This window comes from Vibrio neptunius, assembly GCA_019339365.1.
In the GTDB taxonomy this organism is placed as follows: Bacteria; Pseudomonadota; Gammaproteobacteria; order Enterobacterales; family Vibrionaceae; genus Vibrio; species Vibrio neptunius.
This window is the reverse complement of sequence record CP079859.1, coordinates 1,250,130-1,268,119: the sequence shown is the minus strand read 5'-3', so window position 1 is coordinate 1,268,119 and position 17,990 is coordinate 1,250,130. Positions and strand designations below refer to the sequence as shown.

General features: G+C 45.1%; 19 protein-coding genes. 3 read left to right on the top strand and 16 right to left on the bottom strand.

Annotation, left to right across the window (positions count from 1 at the left end):
* Window positions 1-633 precede the first annotated feature (633 nt).
* The 14 genes from KW548_06040 to KW548_05975 all read right to left on the bottom strand — a co-directional run bounded on the left by KW548_06040 (window position 634) and on the right by KW548_05975 (window position 15,043).
* Window positions 634-1,773 carry a flagellin gene (locus KW548_06040; protein ID QXX07559.1) on the bottom strand — a complete coding sequence of 380 codons (1,140 nt, stop codon included), beginning with the start codon at window positions 1,771-1,773 and terminating at the stop codon, window positions 634-636.
* A gap of 374 nt (window positions 1,774-2,147) precedes the next feature.
* Window positions 2,148-3,341, bottom strand: coding sequence for a flagellar hook-associated protein FlgL (gene flgL / locus KW548_06035; GenBank protein ID QXX07558.1), 1,194 nt, complete (start codon window positions 3,339-3,341; stop codon window positions 2,148-2,150).
* Window positions 3,342-3,354: 13 nt separating this feature from the next.
* Entirely contained in the window at window positions 3,355-5,229 is a 1,875-nt protein-coding gene (gene flgK, locus KW548_06030) for a flagellar hook-associated protein FlgK (protein QXX07557.1), read from the bottom strand.
* A gap of 279 nt (window positions 5,230-5,508) precedes the next feature.
* A complete protein-coding gene (gene flgJ, locus KW548_06025) occupies window positions 5,509-6,423 on the bottom strand; it encodes a flagellar assembly peptidoglycan hydrolase FlgJ (GenBank protein QXX07556.1) in 915 nt (304 codons plus the stop codon).
* 11 nt (window positions 6,424-6,434) lie between these two features.
* A complete protein-coding gene (locus tag KW548_06020; GenBank protein ID QXX07555.1) occupies window positions 6,435-7,526 on the bottom strand; it encodes a flagellar basal body P-ring protein FlgI in 1,092 nt (363 codons plus the stop codon).
* Between the two features lie 51 nt (window positions 7,527-7,577).
* The gene (gene flgH, locus KW548_06015) at window positions 7,578-8,357 is read right to left on the bottom strand and encodes a flagellar basal body L-ring protein FlgH (GenBank protein ID QXX07554.1); all 780 of its coding nucleotides are present in this window, start codon (window positions 8,355-8,357) and stop codon (window positions 7,578-7,580) included.
* A 24-nt stretch (window positions 8,358-8,381) separates the two neighbouring features.
* Window positions 8,382-9,170, bottom strand: a complete 789-nt coding sequence (gene flgG, locus KW548_06010; protein ID QXX07553.1) for a flagellar basal-body rod protein FlgG — start codon at window positions 9,168-9,170, stop codon at window positions 8,382-8,384.
* Between the two features lie 21 nt (window positions 9,171-9,191).
* Complete coding sequence (locus tag KW548_06005; GenBank protein ID QXX07552.1) at window positions 9,192-9,941, bottom strand: flagellar basal body rod protein FlgF; 750 nt, start codon at window positions 9,939-9,941, stop codon at window positions 9,192-9,194.
* Between the two features lie 214 nt (window positions 9,942-10,155).
* Window positions 10,156-11,460, bottom strand: coding sequence for a flagellar hook protein FlgE (gene flgE, locus KW548_06000; protein ID QXX07551.1), 1,305 nt, complete (start codon window positions 11,458-11,460; stop codon window positions 10,156-10,158).
* Between the two features lie 44 nt (window positions 11,461-11,504).
* The gene (gene flgD, locus KW548_05995; GenBank protein QXX07550.1) at window positions 11,505-12,218 is read right to left on the bottom strand and encodes a flagellar hook assembly protein FlgD; all 714 of its coding nucleotides are present in this window, start codon (window positions 12,216-12,218) and stop codon (window positions 11,505-11,507) included.
* 16 nt (window positions 12,219-12,234) lie between these two features.
* On the bottom strand, window positions 12,235-12,651 hold the full coding sequence (flgC, locus tag KW548_05990) for a flagellar basal body rod protein FlgC (protein ID QXX07549.1): 417 nt from the start codon (window positions 12,649-12,651) through the stop codon (window positions 12,235-12,237).
* Window positions 12,652-13,050, bottom strand: a complete 399-nt coding sequence (gene flgB, locus KW548_05985; protein ID QXX07548.1) for a flagellar basal body rod protein FlgB — start codon at window positions 13,048-13,050, stop codon at window positions 12,652-12,654.
* Between the two features lie 228 nt (window positions 13,051-13,278).
* Window positions 13,279-14,106: a protein-glutamate O-methyltransferase gene (locus KW548_05980; protein ID QXX07547.1), complete on the bottom strand. Its 828-nt coding sequence runs from the start codon at window positions 14,104-14,106 to the stop codon at window positions 13,279-13,281.
* A 10-nt stretch (window positions 14,107-14,116) separates the two neighbouring features.
* Entirely contained in the window at window positions 14,117-15,043 is a 927-nt protein-coding gene (locus KW548_05975) for a chemotaxis protein CheV (protein ID QXX07546.1), read from the bottom strand.
* Window positions 15,044-15,123: 80 nt separating this feature from the next.
* Here KW548_05975 and flgA point away from each other — a divergent pair, with 80 nt between their 5' ends.
* The 3 genes from flgA (at window position 15,124) to flgN (ending at window position 16,705) form a co-directional block, all read left to right on the top strand.
* Complete coding sequence (flgA, locus tag KW548_05970) at window positions 15,124-15,870, top strand: flagellar basal body P-ring formation protein FlgA (protein QXX07545.1); 747 nt, start codon at window positions 15,124-15,126, stop codon at window positions 15,868-15,870.
* A gap of 82 nt (window positions 15,871-15,952) precedes the next feature.
* Window positions 15,953-16,267, top strand: coding sequence for a flagellar biosynthesis anti-sigma factor FlgM (gene flgM, locus KW548_05965; protein QXX07544.1), 315 nt, complete (start codon window positions 15,953-15,955; stop codon window positions 16,265-16,267).
* Between the two features lie 12 nt (window positions 16,268-16,279).
* Entirely contained in the window at window positions 16,280-16,705 is a 426-nt protein-coding gene (gene flgN, locus KW548_05960; GenBank protein QXX07543.1) for a flagellar export chaperone FlgN, read from the top strand.
* A 63-nt stretch (window positions 16,706-16,768) separates the two neighbouring features.
* On the opposite strand, the gene flgP is transcribed toward flgN, so the two are convergent.
* The gene (gene flgP, locus KW548_05955; protein QXX07542.1) at window positions 16,769-17,200 is read right to left on the bottom strand and encodes a flagellar assembly lipoprotein FlgP; all 432 of its coding nucleotides are present in this window, start codon (window positions 17,198-17,200) and stop codon (window positions 16,769-16,771) included.
* 9 nt (window positions 17,201-17,209) lie between these two features.
* Window positions 17,210-17,845 carry a hypothetical protein gene (locus KW548_05950; protein QXX07541.1) on the bottom strand — a complete coding sequence of 212 codons (636 nt, stop codon included), beginning with the start codon at window positions 17,843-17,845 and terminating at the stop codon, window positions 17,210-17,212.
* Between the last annotated feature and the right edge of the window lie 145 nt (window positions 17,846-17,990).

The window sequence follows — 17,990 nt, the reverse complement described above, 5'->3', positions numbered from 1 at the left end:
ACTGATGATAATCCATTGAGACACCAAAAGGCCCTTAGCTACATCATCTTACGAATATTCGTATAACTTTTATAGGGCAAATCACCATGAACAGGTTGCGAATGAGTAATTGCACTAACTGAAAATGGGGCAACATCGAGATAGATTCATTAACCTCAACGGTCCAATGTTGGGGAAAAATAATCAGCCTTCATTGTTTAGAATCACTTTCCCCCTTCGACACCAACGCTTTTTAGTGGCGACAATATGGCGGCAAAGGCCACTTTCAGCCGTTTTCATTCGGCCAAATCTGTGTATTTTTGTTCAAACGAGAGTTTATCAAACTGTAAAACCAGAGCCATAAAATTTCATAAAAACAACAGTTTAAAATTAACCAATGACTAGTTAATTTGATTTGGTGGATTTTGGAAGACATAAAAAGAAGAAAAGCCCCTTTTCCTTTGAGAGAACCGGGGCTAGTGTGGTAGCCATTGTGGAGATCGAGAGAAATGATCACAGCCTGGCTGCCGTGTGCATAAGTCACTCAGTGATAAAAGCGGATGTGAGAGAGCTCTTAAAACCTAATCACTTATGCTTGCCGAAACATCTTCACTAACCCCACGTCTAGGTTAATGCTAGTGAAGATATTTACTACTACTGCAATAAAGACATTGCAGAGTTTGGCAACTGTTTTGCTTGGGCTAGAATAGAAGTACCAGCCTGTTGCAGAATTTGTGCTTTCGTCATCGCAGTCGTTTCTTTCGCGAAGTCCGTATCTCGGATTCGACTGTTCGATGCTTCTACGTTTTCTTGGATATTCGCCAAGTTGTTAATACTGTGGCTTAATCGGTTTTGTTTCGCGCCTAAGTCAGCACGTTGTGAATCAACGTATCGCAGAGCAGCATCCACAATACCAACCGCATTTTGTGCACCACCAACGGTGTTTACATCAATGTTTTGAACGGTTGTGTTCAGGCCTGGGCCACCATTTAAGCCCAGCTCTGTAGCAAGACCACCGGATATATTCAGGTTACCCTCCAGATTCGGCTCTGCGGCAAAAATTTGCAGTTTACCTTCTTCATCCACAGACGCTTTCAATTTATCTGTCTGACCATTGATATACGTCGCTAGCTCTTCTATATCATCGCCATCTTTTGCAATGATATCTAACGTGATGGCTTCACCGTCTTTTGTCGTGAACTCAAACTTGAGGTCCTTCGCCGTTGGTGAAACACCCCAGTCTTTGTTCTTTGGCTGTTCGGCAATAAATGACTGACCACCCATACGGAAATCATCCGCACGAATGCTGGTGAGGCCCATGATAATCGCTTCACCTGAACTGGCACCTATCTGGAACGACGCTTCACCAAACGAACCGTTGAGCAGTTTACGACCACCAAACGAAGTCGTCTCCGCAATACGGTTCAATTCATCTTGTAGCGCCTCGACTTCTTCATTAAGAGCCTGACGCTCTGACGCAGAGTTTGTCCCATTTGCTGACTGCAACGATAGATCACGTATACGCTGTAGGATTAACGTAGATTCGTTCATTGCACCTTCAGCGGTCTGAGCAATAGAGATACCATCGTTAGCATTTCGCATGGCAACATCCAGACCACGTGATTGTGCTGTTAAGCGATTTGAGATCTGAAGACCCGCAGCATCATCTTTTGCACTATTGATTTTCTGACCTGAAGATAACCTTTCCATCGAGGTGTTGAGATCACCTGTGGCCTTATTCAGGTAACGTTGGGCAGTCATTGCCGAAACGTTAGTATTTACAGTAATGGTCATAGTTTGCTCTCCTAATGAGTTCGCAAGTGCTTTGCGAAGCGGCCAGCTTAATCTCAGTTGGAAGCACTGACCGTAAATGACTTGCTAAGCAGAAAGTGCCTGCTTAAAACCTGTTCGTTAAACTCTTGGTTTTATCGATACAAGTAGTGTGCCAACTTTAAAGAACAAATAATAAATTAATTTTATTCATTATTTTCATGTAGTTAATGAGACTCTTACGTTTATAGGTATGTGCTCATTTTATCACCACACTCTGGCGGCAATGACCTTGCCGCCTATTTGCCACTTGGTTGCCACCACCATGTAAACAGGGTTTCTGGTCAACCAGCTATGTCTGACTTCGCACATACGGCTTAGCACGTATGGCATTGAAGTTAGATATAGTTAAACAGTGTTAAATCTTTCGTTTTGCCAAAGGCTTGTTGAGAAGCTTGGAGCGCTCGCGAGTTTTCATTGAACTCTATAATCGCATCGGCATAGTCAAGGTCTTCAAAGTTACTCTTGGACTTCGCCAAGGTCATTTTGAAGTCGTCATGCTGTTCTTCTTGGATATCCAGTGTACTCAGGCGAGCACCGACATCTGTTCTTGCCTTATTCAGGTGAATAAATGCCGCATGGAACTCTTGAGTAATCTGATGAAGCTCTGCAGTGTTCGATGTATCAGATACTGACCCTTCTGCTAATTTCATCGCTTGCTTAAACGTGTCGAAGATACTGTACGTTTTTCGCGGCTCTAAGGTAATCGCATCCCCTTTGGTGATCTGGCCCTTAACCTGAATCGTGACGTCTTCAAACTTAATCCCAATTGCAGGATCAAAATTATCTGCTTTCACGACCGCTCCATCACGCTCAAGCTGATAGCCATAATTACCATCGGGCATATCAACAAACGTCACTTTGTAAGTCGATTGATCATCGGGATTAGTATTGATCGCGCGCTCGAGCAATAGCTCAGAAACACCTTTGAGGTCATATTGAGGCTCAAAGTCTCCATAAGGGTTGTCGATTTCCATAAACAGCTTGCTGCCCGGATCATTGATGGGCATTTCCAAGCTGTTAGAGATCTTCATCTTACGTTGGTAATCATCACCGGCGTAAACCACATCACCATCTTTATCACGGAAAAACGGCTGGTTTTTCGGCTTAGTCCCCGCAAAAATATAGTTACCTGATTCATCTTGCACATTGGAAAGATTGAGGAAATTATTCGAAATTTCCAACAACTCACGGCGCTTCGCGATTCGATCTTCAGGTGATAAAGAACCATTAATCATCTCCATGACCGTACGCTTGGCTTCATCAGCATACTGTTCCGCATTGGAAATAATTACTTCATGGTGCTCTAGACGGTTGCGACTAAGTACAATCGCATCGGTAAACTGGCGTAACTGCTCTTTCTGTTGACCAATGTTTTGGATGTAATGCGTCGCTAACGGATCATCACTGGCTCGCATTAACTTCTTACCCGAAGCTAGCTGAGCTTGATTGTGGTGAACTTTGGCTTCCTGGCGGCGTAGATCATTCTGTACCGATTGATAGTTATGGAAGCTGGAAATACGATTCATCATTTATCTGCCTCCTCTATCTCAACGCCAATATGGTGTTAAAGGTATCGTTCGCCGCTTGCATAATGCGAGATGATGCCATGTAAGCCTGCTGAAACTTCATCATGTTGGCAGCTTCTTCATCAAGGTTAACCCCAGAGATAGAAGCGACCCTTTCTTGCGCGGCTTCTTTCTCCAGACGCGATACGTCGGTTAAGCGAGACGCCGTGGACATTTGCAGGCCTACATCAGTATTCAGGTTATGGTAGATATCCAATACCGTTGATTCACCATCATTGAGGTGCTTGTTGGTCTGGATATTCTGCATTTTCAGTAAGTTGCCGTTATCACCTTCGGATGGGACAAGGTTTGCCGTGAACTTGTCATTAGCAATCGCCCCTGCAGACAACTCAAACGTGGTACCTTGCACGGTCACAGGCCCTGTAGGTGGGTAAGCCTGAGGTTGAAGTAGAATCTTACCTTTGGTGTCTGTGACGGCAAACTGCTTGCCATCTGGTGAAATAATCACCTCAAATTCGCGTAAGTCACCCGCTGTATCAATAGAAAAGGTGGCGCTTCCCTGAGCAAACGTCGTTGAGGCTTCGTAACTCTGTGCAGCAATAGCAGAAGGGTCATTGGTTGCCATCTTCATTTGCGCAGCCCCATTGCGGGTCGGTCTGATCAATACTCGCTCACCCGCCTGTAGACCGTTGTTGATGTCAATGCGAATACCATCGAGCGATATTGAGTTTCCGACCACAGGAACAATCGACATATCACCATTTGGACGCGTTATGTAGTAGTCACCACCATTAAATTGAAGTGAATACTGGCCACCCACCAATTTATTGGTGTCTTCGATGTATACTTCAAGATCAGCAGTAGAGTTAGAAGAGGTGATAACACGAGACTTAGCCACCACTTCAGAGTTTACGTCGGTAAAGACTAACCCACCGATGTTACCTCTGAGATCTAAACCTTGAGATTGAAGTTCGTTCACATCATAAGAAAAAGCGGTCGCCATCCTACCTAATTCATCCATCAGATAAGGGATCTTCTCATCACGCATCGTCAGCATCGCACCGAGTTTGCCATCAATGTCTTTCGTGGTGATGGCTTTAATGCCTTTGCCTTCTATCATTGCTAAACGACGCTGATGAACATCAGGATAGCCATCAATCATTTTCAACTGGCTAGCCTCAGTGCCTGAGACTAGGGTGTGTCCATTACCAATATGAACGTTAAAACCTTCTGCGTTTTTACGCGGCGTTACCGTCACCTTAGTGTATTCGGACAACTCTGTTATTAGCTTCTCATGCTGATCCATTAAATCATTATGCGGGCCAGGAGTACGCATCATCAAGCGATGTAAGTCTCTGATTTCCAAAGCGAGCTGGTTGACTCGTTCAATACCGAGATCAAGTTTTTTGTTCGTAACATCTGACTGCCGACGTATCGTTTCGTGAAAGTCATTGAGGTTTTGGGTGATCAAATCCGCTTTTTCCAGCACCACTTTTCGTGCCCCAACGTCATTGGGACTATCAGCTAATGACTTGACAGCATCAAACCATTCATTGAGGTTTTCAGGGATTTTTTTCGAAGCGACCGATGACAGCATGTTGGATAACATTTCTAGATTAGCCTCATCATCGACCTTGTGCGCGTAATTCGTCGTTGAGATGTTCATCTCGTTGACGGCAAATTGATCCCAAGAGCGGCGAACTTTTTCCACATGCACGCCCATGCCATAGGTTTCCCCACCATATTGGCGTGGCATATTCGCACCTTGGATCACCGACTGACGGCTATAACCCTCTGTATTGACATTAGAGATGTTATGGCCCGTGGTGTTAAGTTGTCTCTGAGCCGTCAGTACGCTTTGCGAACCAAGATTCAGAAGATCAGACGCCATATAGCCCCCAGGAAACCTAATAAAATCAGTAGAACTGAATAACTTAGTTAACTAAAAGCAATATGTGTGCCAAATGCGGGATGCGGGATGCGGGATGCGGGATGCGGGATGCGGGATGCGGGATGCGGGATGCGGGATGCGGGATGATTTTATCTAATTGGAGAGAAGCTCTGTCAATAGCTCCTCTCGCCTCTCGAAACGGAGTGTTCTGTAGGACGAAGTCCGTTCCGATATCTGTAGGGCGAAGCCCGTTTCAGTATCTCAGGACGAAGTCCATCCTTACATCTGATCGATTTGCGCTTTAACCCTTAGTACCTTATCTGCATACTGCGGGTCGGTCGCATAACCTGCCTGATGAATACCGTGAATAAACTGTTCATTGTTACCTTGATGACGAAGCGCCATTGTATAGCGAGGGTTGTCATTCAAGAAGCGTACATAATCATTAAAGCTTTCTTCAAAGTTAGCGTACGAACGAAACGCCGCCTTTTCTTTTACCGGAACACCTTGATGATATTCAAGGGTTTGTGTCGCCACTTTATCTCCGCTCCAGCTCTTGTCAGCTTTGATGTTAAACAAATTGTTGCTGCTACCACGACCATTACTGACCATCTTTTGCCCCCATCCCGTTTCCAACGCTGCCTGAGCCAATAGCAAAGATGAGTCTACGCCTAGTGCTCGTGCTGCTTTATCAGCATACGGTTTCATTGAGGTTACGAAAGACTCCGGAGACTCGAATGAAGTCGATGTTGGGGCACTGGAAGCAACAGGCTCAAGTTGAGGGTTCTCTCGGCGAGATTGACGAACATGGTCAATTTTGTTCATCAAAGCCTCAAAATCGGCTTCGCGAGTGGCGGCATTAGGGTTTTCCACTGATCCTGAAGTGAGCTGAGCTACTATCATATCTGCTAACCCAAGAGAGCCAGAGGAACTGAGTTCACTCGCCATTTGCTCATCCATCATCTGGCGATAAAATTGCTGATTTTGGCTGTCCATCAGGCCAGATTCAAATGTCGAGTTCGCATCACGCATCGACTTAAACAGCATAGAAGTAAAGATAGCTTCGAACTGCTTCGCGGCTGCACTCAGTGCTTCCCTTTCACTGTTTTCATCTCCATCGACCGCTTTTTGACGTAATTTGTCGAGATTAGCGATATCGTGAATAAACCCGATATCTTTTCCATTGTTAATCATAACGCTTCTCCTTAGATTACGATCAACTGACCTTCAATGGCACCTGCTTGTTTGAGCGCTTGGAGAATAGCCATAAGATCTGACGGCGCAGCTCCGACTTCGTTAACCGCACGAACGAGATCATCTAGCGTCAGTCCTGGTTCGAACTTAAACATTTTTCCTTGCTCTTCGGTCACTTCAATATCCGTGTCTGGCGTAACGACTGTCTCGCCACCACCAAACGCGTTTGGCTGACTAACATTAAGATTTTCTTTGATAGCAACAGTCATTCCGCCATGAGTCACAGCCGCTGGTTTGAGTCGAACATGCTTGCCAACAACAATGGTACCAGTACGTGAGTTGACGATAATTTTTGCAGAACCTTCAGCAGGGTTAAATTCGAGGTTCTCAATTGCAGACAGGAACGAGACTCGTTGAGAGATATCACGTGGAGCACGAACTTTAACGGAAGTGGCGTCAATCGCTTGAGCCATTTGTGGACCAAGAAAGTTGTTGACCGCATCTGCCATACGCTGCGCAGTCGTGAAATCAGATTCTAATAAGTTAAAGGTAATGTAATCTCCGCGAGCAAATGGTGATGGAATTTCACGTTCAACGATCGCACCATTAGAAATCATGCCCGCCGTTGGATTATTACCGACAATTTTTGAACCATCCGCTCCAGTCGCACTAAAACCACTGACGACCAAATTACCTTGAGCAACGGCATAAATTTGCCCATCAAGACCTTTTAGCATCGTCTGCATCAAGGTGCCGCCACGCAAGCTTTTCGCTGAACCGATAGATGAAACAGTGACGTCGATGGTCTGGCCTTGCTTAGAAAAAGCGGCTAAGTCAGCAGTAACAATGACGGCTGCGACGTTCTTTGATTTCGGTTTAGTGCCAGGGGGAAGCTGAATACCAAAATTTTCGAGCATGGCGTTAAAGCTTTGATCAGTAAAAGGCGTCGACTCCCCGGTACCAGGTAATCCAGTGACCAAACCGTAGCCAACCAATTGGTTACTACGTACCCCTGCGACTTGCGACACGTCTTTGATACGTGCAGCGTAAGCGTGCGTCGATACAATAATCATGCTGATCAGTAACAAAAATAGCTTCTTCATCGGGATACCTTTACTCAATACTCTGCGCCAAAACTTCGACTTCAAGCTGACTTATAAAGCCACATTAAAGAATCGTGCCAAGAATCCAGGTTCTTGCATATCTTGTTGAGTGCCAGTACCTGAATAGCGAATTCTAGCGTTAGAGATGCGGTTCGAGGCTATTGTATTCTCATAGGAAATATCATCTGGGCGAATTGTGCCGCTTAGACGGATATATTCATCCCCAGTATTGAGCGTTAACCATTTTTCACCACGAATCACCAAATTGCCGTTTGCTAGTACTTCAACCACTTCAACAGTAATTGAACCGGAAATACTGTTACTCTGGTTTGCGGCCGCACTGCCACTGAACTTGTTATCATTGCTCAAATTGTACGAGAAGTTGTAATCACCAATGTTAAGTTGCTGACCACCCACTTCTAGTGGATCCATTGACGCATCATTGTTTTTCGACAAATCCGCATCGGAGCTTTTTGCAGCTTTGGTATTTTCATCTAAAGTCACAGTAATGATGTCACCCACACCACGCGGTTTGGAATCATCATAAAGACTAGTCGCCTGAGTCGTATTGAAAAGAGACCCTGTTTCTGCCGCATAATGCTCTGGTTTATGCTTTGGATGGATTGGCGCCCAAGCAGGGTCACCTGCTACGGGATCGGTTCTTCCACGAAGGGAGTCAATAATACCAGAGCTTCCGTCTTGGGATTTATCCCCTTCAACGGCATCGACCGTCGTCGTCCCCTGAACAACATCCGATGACTCAATGGGTGCTTCCAGCATTGAACAGCCTGATAGTAGAGCGATAGCTGTTATGGTCAGTAAGCGATTCATAGGTGATTCCTCAATTTCTCAAGCTTATAGCTGCTGGTTAACGAAGCTCATCATCTTATCAACAGCTGAGATTACTTTTGAGTTCATCTCATAAACACGTTGAGCTTCTATCATATTCACCAGTTCTTCGGTGACATTTACGTTCGACGTTTCCAACATGGATTGACGGATATCACCAAAGCCATCAAAGCCGGGAACCCCTTCTTGAGGATCGCCGCTTGCACCAGTCGGCAAGTATAGGTTTTGTCCAATAGGCTCGAGGCCTCCGGGGTTAACAAAATCTACGGTTGCTATCTGACCAACGACTTGGTTGTCTTGCTGACCACGCACTCGCACAGACACCTCACCATCCGTACCGATCGTAATACTTATCGCATCTTCAGGAATGGCAATTTCTGGCTCGAGTGGGTAGCCTGCACCAGATGTCACTACGACACCTTCGTCATTAACGGTGAATTGGCCATTACGGCTATAACCAATGTTGCCGTCTGGCATTAGGATCTGGAAGAAACCATCACCTTCGATCATCATATCGAGACTATTATTCGTGGTCTGAGTGTTGCCTTGAGTATGAACTTTTTGCGTCGCAACGACTTTTGAGCCTGCACCCAGCATCAAGCCGCTTGGCAGTTCTGTGTTTTGCGAAGACTGACCACCAGGCTGGTTGATGTTTTGATAGAACAAATCTTCGAATACCGCACGGCTTTTTTTGTAGCCCACTGTTGAGGCGTTCGCCAAATTGTTCGAAATCGTTGAAATATTGGTTTGCTGAGCGTCTAGGCCCGTTTTACTTACCCATAATGCCGGATGCATATCTCTCTCCTAATAATCTGGTTAGCTCATGCGAAGCAGTGAATTAGACGATTTGTCCATCTCTTCTGCTGTACTCATCATCTTGACCTGCATCTCGAACTGACGCTGGAGGTCAATCAGATTGGTCATTTCGCCAATTGCATTGACGTTACTGCCTTCCAACGCACCGGTCAGCAGTTTGACGCCGGCATCCATTTCGTATGCGGCATTAGGATCTTTGGCACGGAATAACCCGTTGACATCTTTGTAAAGTGACTGGTTATTGGTACTGGTAAGCTTAATTCGATCGACGATTTCAATCGCGTCTGCTGGCGCACCTTGCGGAACCACAGAAATCGTACCGTCTGTACCGACTTCAATCTTGCTAACTGGGATAGGTATCGTAATTGGTGCTCCAGTCTCTCCCAAGACTAAGTTGCCATTCCCCGTTGTCAGCATGCCATTAACATCAACATTCATGTTGCCATTGCGTGTCAGGCCTTCTTTACCTGTGTTATCAAGAACGGAGATCCAACCTTGATCCTGAATGGTGACATCTAAGTCCCGTCCTGTGGTAATCACGCTACCTTGCTGAAAATTATGGCCCGGACGCTCTGTCATGCTGAAGACACGGCTTGGCATACCATCACCGTAGGCTTGCATAGAACGGGCTTGCGCCAAGTCAGCACGGAAACCTGTGGTGCTGACGTTTGCTAGGTTGTTCGCTCTAAGCTGCATAGCCTGCATATTCTGCTTTGCGCCACTCATAGCAAGAAACAGTGCACGATCCATAATTTGCTCCAATAATCACAATTAAGATCAATAAAGCAAATGGTATGCCAACTTTAAAATCCATTAAATATCAATGTTTTATGGTTTTTTTATTGATAGGGAAGAGAAATAAATGAAAAGAATTGCCACGGGTGGCAATAATAGCAAGCTGGTTGTTGCCACCAGCTTGCTATTCAGATGATTGCGGAATGTCTTTAAACTCTCAGAACCGTGGTTAACGAATCTGCAGGATGTTCTGTTGAGTTTGGTTATGCACTTCTAAAGAACGTGAGTTAGCTTGGAAGTTACGTTGCGCCGAGATCAAGTCAACAAGCTCCTGAGTCATATCAATGTTTGACTGCTCTAGAGTACCGCTGCTGATGCTACCGAATGAACCTTTGTTTGACTCACCCCAGATCTTGTCACCAGAGAACTGAGTAGCATCCCACTGTGTACCACCCTTCTTGTCCAGACCTTGTTCGTTAGCAACACGAACTAAAGAGACACGCCCAAGAATAATGTTTTCACCGTTTGAGTATGTACCTAACACGCTACCGTTCTCGTCAAAATCAACTTTAGTCAAGAAGCCTGTCGTCGCACCATCTTCATCAAACTTAGTTAGCTCAAACGGCGCAGCAAACTGAGTCGCACTGTCTAAATTAAAGTTCAGAGTCTGGTTTGCGTCTGCACCGTTTAGATCGACTGGGTTAGCGCCCGTACCTAAAGGTTCAGAAACAATATTTTGACCATTGTTGAGGCTAGCGAGAGTACCGTCATTGTTGAACTTCATACTATGACCAACATGACCAGTAGGTGCCGAAACGTCGCCACCAACAATGTTAATCGCCTTCTCACCTGCACTATCAGTCACGGTGTAGTAGGTTTGCCAAGTGTTAGGCTGATTCTGGTCTTTAAGGTAGTAAGTTGTCATCTTGTACGATTGACCCATTGAGTCATAAACCGTAGAAGAGGTTGAACGGTTGTAGGTTTCAGGATCTGTGAAATCAAACAGGGCAGGATCTTTCAGATCACCATTCGCTGGCAAGTTGACGCCGACTTCAATGTTTGCAGTCTGCTTCGGTTTACCGAACTCTTTCGGAATATTAATTGGCGAAGGCTCGTAAGACAGAACATCACCAGTATCTTTGTTCACTTGATAACCCAACAAAAACTCGTCGTTCGACGTAACCATGTAGTTATCTTTGTTTAGGTGAAAAGCACCATTACGCGTTAACTCATTGGTTGTTGGCGTTAGTCGATCTTTTGCTACCGCAAAAAAGCCAGTGCCGCTAATACGCAAATCCATTGGGTTGTTAGTATAGATACTAGAACCTTCATGAAATTGCTGAGCAACTTTTTGAGCTTGTACACCTTGTCCAGGTGTTGTTTTAGCGTGAGTAAAAAGTGAGTTTGAGTAAACATCGCCGAACTCAGCACGAGACTCTTTGAAACCAAAGGTATTCGCGTTCGCAATGTTGTTACTGGTTGTGTTCAGATCTAACTGAGCTGCGGACAAACCGCTTAATGCAACATATGACATTCCAAAATCTCCTAATCTAGCTAGCTTTACTACATCAAGTAGAGTTACGCTTTGCCAACTTCTAGTACTTCAGCAAGTCGAACTGGCGACTCAAAGCCAGCCAGATTGAGTAGTACGTTACCATCACCTTTACCGAGCAAGACGCTATTTACGTTAGCGTAAGTCGAAACTTCAAAATCTTTCGCCTGCCCGTCCAGCAAACCTGATGCTTTCACATTGTATTTGCCAGCCGGCAATGGATTACCGTTTTGATCTTTACCATCCCACTCAACGCGGTTGTCACCTGCAGGTTTTGAACCGACATCAAAGGTACGGATTAGCTGCCCCATTTGGTCTTCAACTCTCACCATCAAGTTATCAACGGATTGAGGCAGTTTGACCATAGCAGCCATGGCTCCGTCACCAGCCTTCACCCCAGCCGCCCCTGGAACTAAAACGTCCCGACCGACAAGTGATGATGCCTGAAGTGCTTGGTTGGACGTCATCGATGCATTCAGTGTTTCAAACTGATTGTTCATTTTTCCGATACCATCCACCGTCGCAAACGACGCCATTTGAGCAATCATCTGGTCATTGCTAACCGGCTTAAACGGATCTTGCTGGGCAAGCTGCTTGGTGAGCAAAGATAAGAAGTCTTCTTGTTTAAGATCCTGCTTACCTGTTGTTTCATCAGGCTTATTCTTGTCCTGAAGTTGTTTAAGCTGGTCAACATAGGACAAGCCACTCTGACCAACATTATTATTAATGCCCCCGGCCATATGTTACCTCCTATCCTTATTGACCCATCTGCAGCGTACGCAGCAGCATTTGTTTGCTTGCATCTGCTACTTGCACATTCGTTTGATATGAACGAGAAGCAGATATCATATTAGCCATCTCTTCCATCACATTAACGTTTGGCTTGTAGATATAGCCATCGTCATTAGCGAGTGGGTGATCTGGGTTGTACTCCGCATCAAGCGGTTTATCACTTTCAACTATCCCCAATACTTGCACCGGCACCGTATGGTCTCGACCATACTTAGCCTTACTTAACTCAGCACCAAATACAGCGTGGCGAGCTTTATAAGTGTCTTTCGCAGAGCTAGAGACACTATCGGCGTTTGCCAAGTTGCTTGAGGTTGTATTTAGACGAACAGATTCAGCGCTCATGGCAGAACCAGTTACATTGAAAACGTTAAACAAGCTCATCTAGTTACTCCCCTTTAATGCTTTCGTTAAGTTCTTGAATTTACTTCCTAAGAAGTCAAGTGATGCCTGATGTCTAATTTGGTTTTGCATAAACAAGTTACGTTCCAAATCTACATCCACCGTGTTGCCATCACCGGTGTCAGGTTGAGTCGGAAGTCGATAAAGCACTTCCCCAGTCACTTGTGTAGAGGCAGGAATGTGCCGACTGTCGGTACGGCTAAGTCCAATGCTTGCCTCCGACGTTGCCGCCTGCAATGCCTTTTGGAAGTCCATGCCTTTCGATTTATAGCCAGGAGTGTTCGCCTGAGCAATGTTGGTGGAAATCACCTCAGCATTGCGCTCACGTACGCCCACCGTGTATTGGTGGATACCTAATGCGTTGTCGAAAGATATAGCCATGTTAACCTCTACATAAAAAGAACTGACCGTTACTACTGAATAACAAAGCAATTAGCGTACCAACTTTAATCGAATCCTAATTTCTTTGTCATAAGTCCATCAGCAAATACCACGCCAAAGTGTGAAATTGTGGTGCCATGGAATGTCCCTATAAGTATAGAGACATAATACCAATACGAAAAAGCCCAGCGAGTTGTCGTCGCTGGGCTTGAATGAAATGAGTAAAGCTTATTTAAGTTTATAAATAATACCTGGGTTACAGCGGACCATCTCGAAACGGTCAGTTAATCCAGTTAAAGACTCAGACGCTCCAAGTAGTAGATGTCCTCCTGGGTTTAAACTGTTAGCCATCTGGTTTAAAACCTGAGATTTCATGTCAGGAGAGAAATAAATCAACACGTTACGACAGAAAATGATATCGAACTTACCTAACAAGGCATAACTGTCCATCAGGTTTTGAGGGCGGAAATTAACCAAACGCTTAACGTTATCTTTGACCTTCATCCGGCCATCGCCAGCGTCCTCAAAGAAATTTCGACGACGCTCAGGAGACAGACCACGCCCAAGCGCAAGGTTATCGTAAACACCGGCGCGACACATATCCAGCATACTCGCAGAAATGTCTGTTGCCGTGACAGATACGTTGGGCAACATTCCTGGTTTGCGTTGTTGAGTTTCGAGAATAGTCATCGCCATGGAATATGGCTCCTGACCAGAAGAACTCGCTGCTGACCAGATTTTTATTGGTCGTTTGCTTGCCGCCGCTTCCGGCAGCAGTTTATTAGCAAGGACTTCAAATGGGTAAGTATCACGAAACCAAAGCGTTTCGTTGGTTGTCATAGCATCCACAGCGGCAACACGTAACTCTCGGTTACGACCAGTGACAACATCTCGAAGAAGATCGGACAAAGAGCTGAGCTTAAACTTTGTCACCAGAGGGCTCAATCGACTCCTCACTAAGTATTGCTTGCTGTCACCCAGCACAATACCACATTGAGATTCTAAGAAACGGCTGAAATCACGATACTCTTGATCGCTTATAGTTATCGCTGTCATTTACTTCTCTTTATTCAGTAAGCGCAGTCTTCACTGCATTACCAAGTTCATCAGGGTTGAATTTCGCAATAAAGGAGTTAGCTCCTACACGCTCAACCATCGCTTGGTTAAATACACCACTGAGTGATGAATGGAGAATAACATAAAGATCTTTAAGATCAGGGTTACGTCTTACTTCTGCTGTTAAAGTATAGCCATCCATTTCTGGCATCTCTATGTCGGAGATAACTAATGAAATCTGGTCGTAGATACTGCCTTCCGCAGCCATTTCAACCAATTTTTCATAAGCTTGCTTTCCATCAATAACAGCTATGGCTTCAAAGCCCAGTGATGTAATTGCACGTTCAACTTGCTTACGGGCAACAGTGGAGTCGTCCGCGATTAAAATTCGGCGAACTATCTCTTTCTGTGACTCGACCTGAGCTATCTCCTCGCCGATTGAGGCGTCCATTGTTTCGTCAACTGGCGCGATTTCTGCAAGGATTTTTTCAACATCGAGGATCTCGACAAGCTCGTTATCAATGTTAGTGACTGCCGTCAAATAATTGGATTTACCAGCGCCTTCAGGCGGTGGCAGTATCGCTTCCCAGTGCATGTTAATGATACGTTCTACTGATGTCACAAGGAAAGCTTGGATCGTACGGTTAAATTCAGCAATAACAACAAACGCTTTTTCAACATCCGTAGTCGGACGACCACCAACAGCTAAACTCAAATCAATAACTGACACAGTATGGCCACGGATATGAGCCACACCTTTGACTAAATGGTGCAAGTTTGGCATCGAAGTAAGCTTGGGGCACTGAAGTACCTCTTTTACTTTAAATACGTTTATCCCGTAGCGTTGTCGCCCCATCAGGCGAAACGTTAAGAGTTCCAATCGGTTTTGACCGACGAGTTGCGTACGCTGATTCACCGAATCAAGAATACCCGACATAAGCTCATCTCCATCTCAAACTTTCATGCTAAAAAAATGGTAGTCTACTAACGGCCATGTAAAACTATTAGAGAAACAGAATGACATACTTAAAATCACACTTATGCTCATTTTCCATAACTAATTGTAGAGCTTTCTATAAAAACTTTTATAAGTCTATCGTCTTTTTATGCTTTTTCTTTAGTTTTTCAGCAACATCAGCCACACCTGAGCAAATTATCACTATCCAGAGAGCAGCAGAAGAGTACGTTCTATCAACCATCGAATGGCCTTTAGGTGGTACACTGGACGCAAGAGCGGCAAACATTGACAGCCGTGTCTCCGCCACTGATTGCCCTAGCCCGCTAGACACATCCTCCTCCTCTACCAACCCTAACGCCAGTAACATCACAGTGTTAGTAGAGTGTAGCGAAGATAACTGGAAATTATATGTTCCCGTCAGACTAACTCGTTCTGGTCCTCAAGTTGTGCTCGTTGGTCCGCTTAGTCGAGGCCAAGTAATCTCTCGACAAGATGTCACTATTAATATGGTAGACTTGCAACGCTTCAGGCGGCAAGGCTTTTCCAACATTGATGCCGTAATTGGGGCAAAAACAAAAAAAAATCTACGTGCTGGCGAAGTCATTGAAAGCAATGATGTATGTGTAGTTTGCCGCAATGAAACGGTCACAATCAAAGCGATAAAGTCAGGTATGACCATTACAACTAAGGGCACAGCACTCACAGATGGGTCACATGGTGAGCAGATAAGAGTGAAAAATATAAAATCCAACCGTATAATTGAAGGTAGGGTCACAGGGATTTCTGAGGTGACGGTTGTTTTTTGATCGATTTAAAAAAAACCTAAAGTAATCCCTGCTCTAGTCGATATTGACAACATAAGATTCTAAACACGAAAGGCTCACATATATGGCAGGCATTGATAATATACGCTCTGGACAGACGGTGACAACGTCGACGAGAAACACAGCGCGTAATGAAAGCAGCCCTTCTGCAACGGATTCAGCAAAAAAATCTGAAGTTGCACAAGACTCTGTATCCTTAAGTCAACAAGGTAAGGCAGTCGGTGAAATGCATACCCAACTTGCTAGCCAGCCAAGCTTTGACCAGGCCAAAGTTGCCGCTATCAAAGAAGCCATAGCAAATGGCTCTTACAGCGTTGACCCTCAAAAGCTGGCTGACAATATGATCAAGTTCGAGAAAGAACTTGGCGGTTTCGAGTAACGAGTTTCTGTCATGGCAGGCCTAAGCAGTTTAATTGAGTTTCAACTCAAAAGCGCAACCGATCTTTCATTGCTGTTGGAGAAAGAGAAAGTGGCCATTGCTAGCAGAGTCGCGAAAGACATTGAACAGCTTGCCAAAGAAAAACTGACATTAATTAACCAACTTCAACAGACCGACCAACGCATTGGCCAACATCCAGATGTTGCGACTTTATCTACCGACCCAGAGTTGAGCCCTCTGGTTGAGCAGATTCGATCCATCGTCCATGACTGTCAGCAAGCAAATGCAATCAATGGTGAAGCTCTTCAACGGGCACAGTTGAGCTTTAATAAACTCAATAACTTGATGCAGCAGACCCAAGGTAAACTCGGTATGACCTACACTGCAGAGGGTCAGACCAAGAATGTCACAACATTAGGCACGAACATTAAAGCCTGATTTGCTTGAAGACAAAAGCGGCAATGATTGCCGCTTTTTTTGATCGAAGATTGGTGGAGATATTTAGAAAAGAGTTTGCTGGCGTTTTTCTGGCACAGCCTGCACTTCACCATAGTCACGCAATTTATCCATCTTTTTGATGTCCAGTCGCAATTCAGTCACGTAGCTGTCGCCCACTTTATAACTGCGGACTACTTCAGCACCACGAATAACACCGTCGACCGCACCAGAGGTTAGTTCAGTACCTAGACGTTGATCCTGCAGATCGGCTCGGCCGCTCACTCGCATGCCATATACTTGCTCTGCAAGCTCCCGATAGGCGTCAATCTTAGAGGCACGCATTGCTCGTACCTGACGCTCTTCATCTGTGCGACCTTTCTGCTCACTAATATTAGCGTAGCCAACCGCTGTTAACCAATCATCTGGACGCATATTCTGCAACGGTTGGCAGCCAAGCATAATTAATGCAACTGCCAGTAAAAATAGCTTCTTCATCTCAACTCCCTATGGACGTAAAATAACCGTGTAAGGTTGTCTTATTGTAGGGTCTGAGCGAATCAAAACACCGTCTTCAGTTCGGATACTGTTGAGTGTATCTAGGTCGCGACCAATTCTATCGGCAGGTAAGAAGCCTTGAGCAGTGGCAACAACCACACGTGACTGCATACCCACAACACGAGCGTTGACCAAAACTCCGCCTTCCTGACGAAGCATGGTCCCGGTCAGGACATACTGGATATCTTGCTCCTGAGACAAATCTTTCCAATCACGACTGAAGGCGAAATCACCTTGCTGAGTCACTTGAATGGAACCCGTCGTTTTGTAGTCGACTACTTTAAACCCTCGGCGCTGGAATTGATGAATAAACCCTTCCGAGACCGAGTTCCCTAACCAGTTTGTTGCATCCATATTTTGTAGATCGACAAAAGAGGTAACGGCAATCGGTGTCCGCGCTGACACACTGGTGTTCGATACCATCAAATCTTCGGTCATACTCTCAATAAAGAAGTCAAGAGTATGACGCGGACTCTCCATCAGCATAAACTGAGAGCCGGGGTACGGTTCTTTACCGTTATAAATTGGAGCATAGGCACAGGCGGTGAGAAACACCACTGGCACTAGCGTTAGCCATCTTTTCATTCTCTAATCTCCGATACATATTAGGCACTGATTGGTTCCATTTCCTATCTCTCATAAAAAGTGGAACAGTCTTTGCTTTTCTAAATCTGTAACCATTCAGAACGGCAATGCCTAAATCAGCTAAGATAGAACATGCAAAAAATGA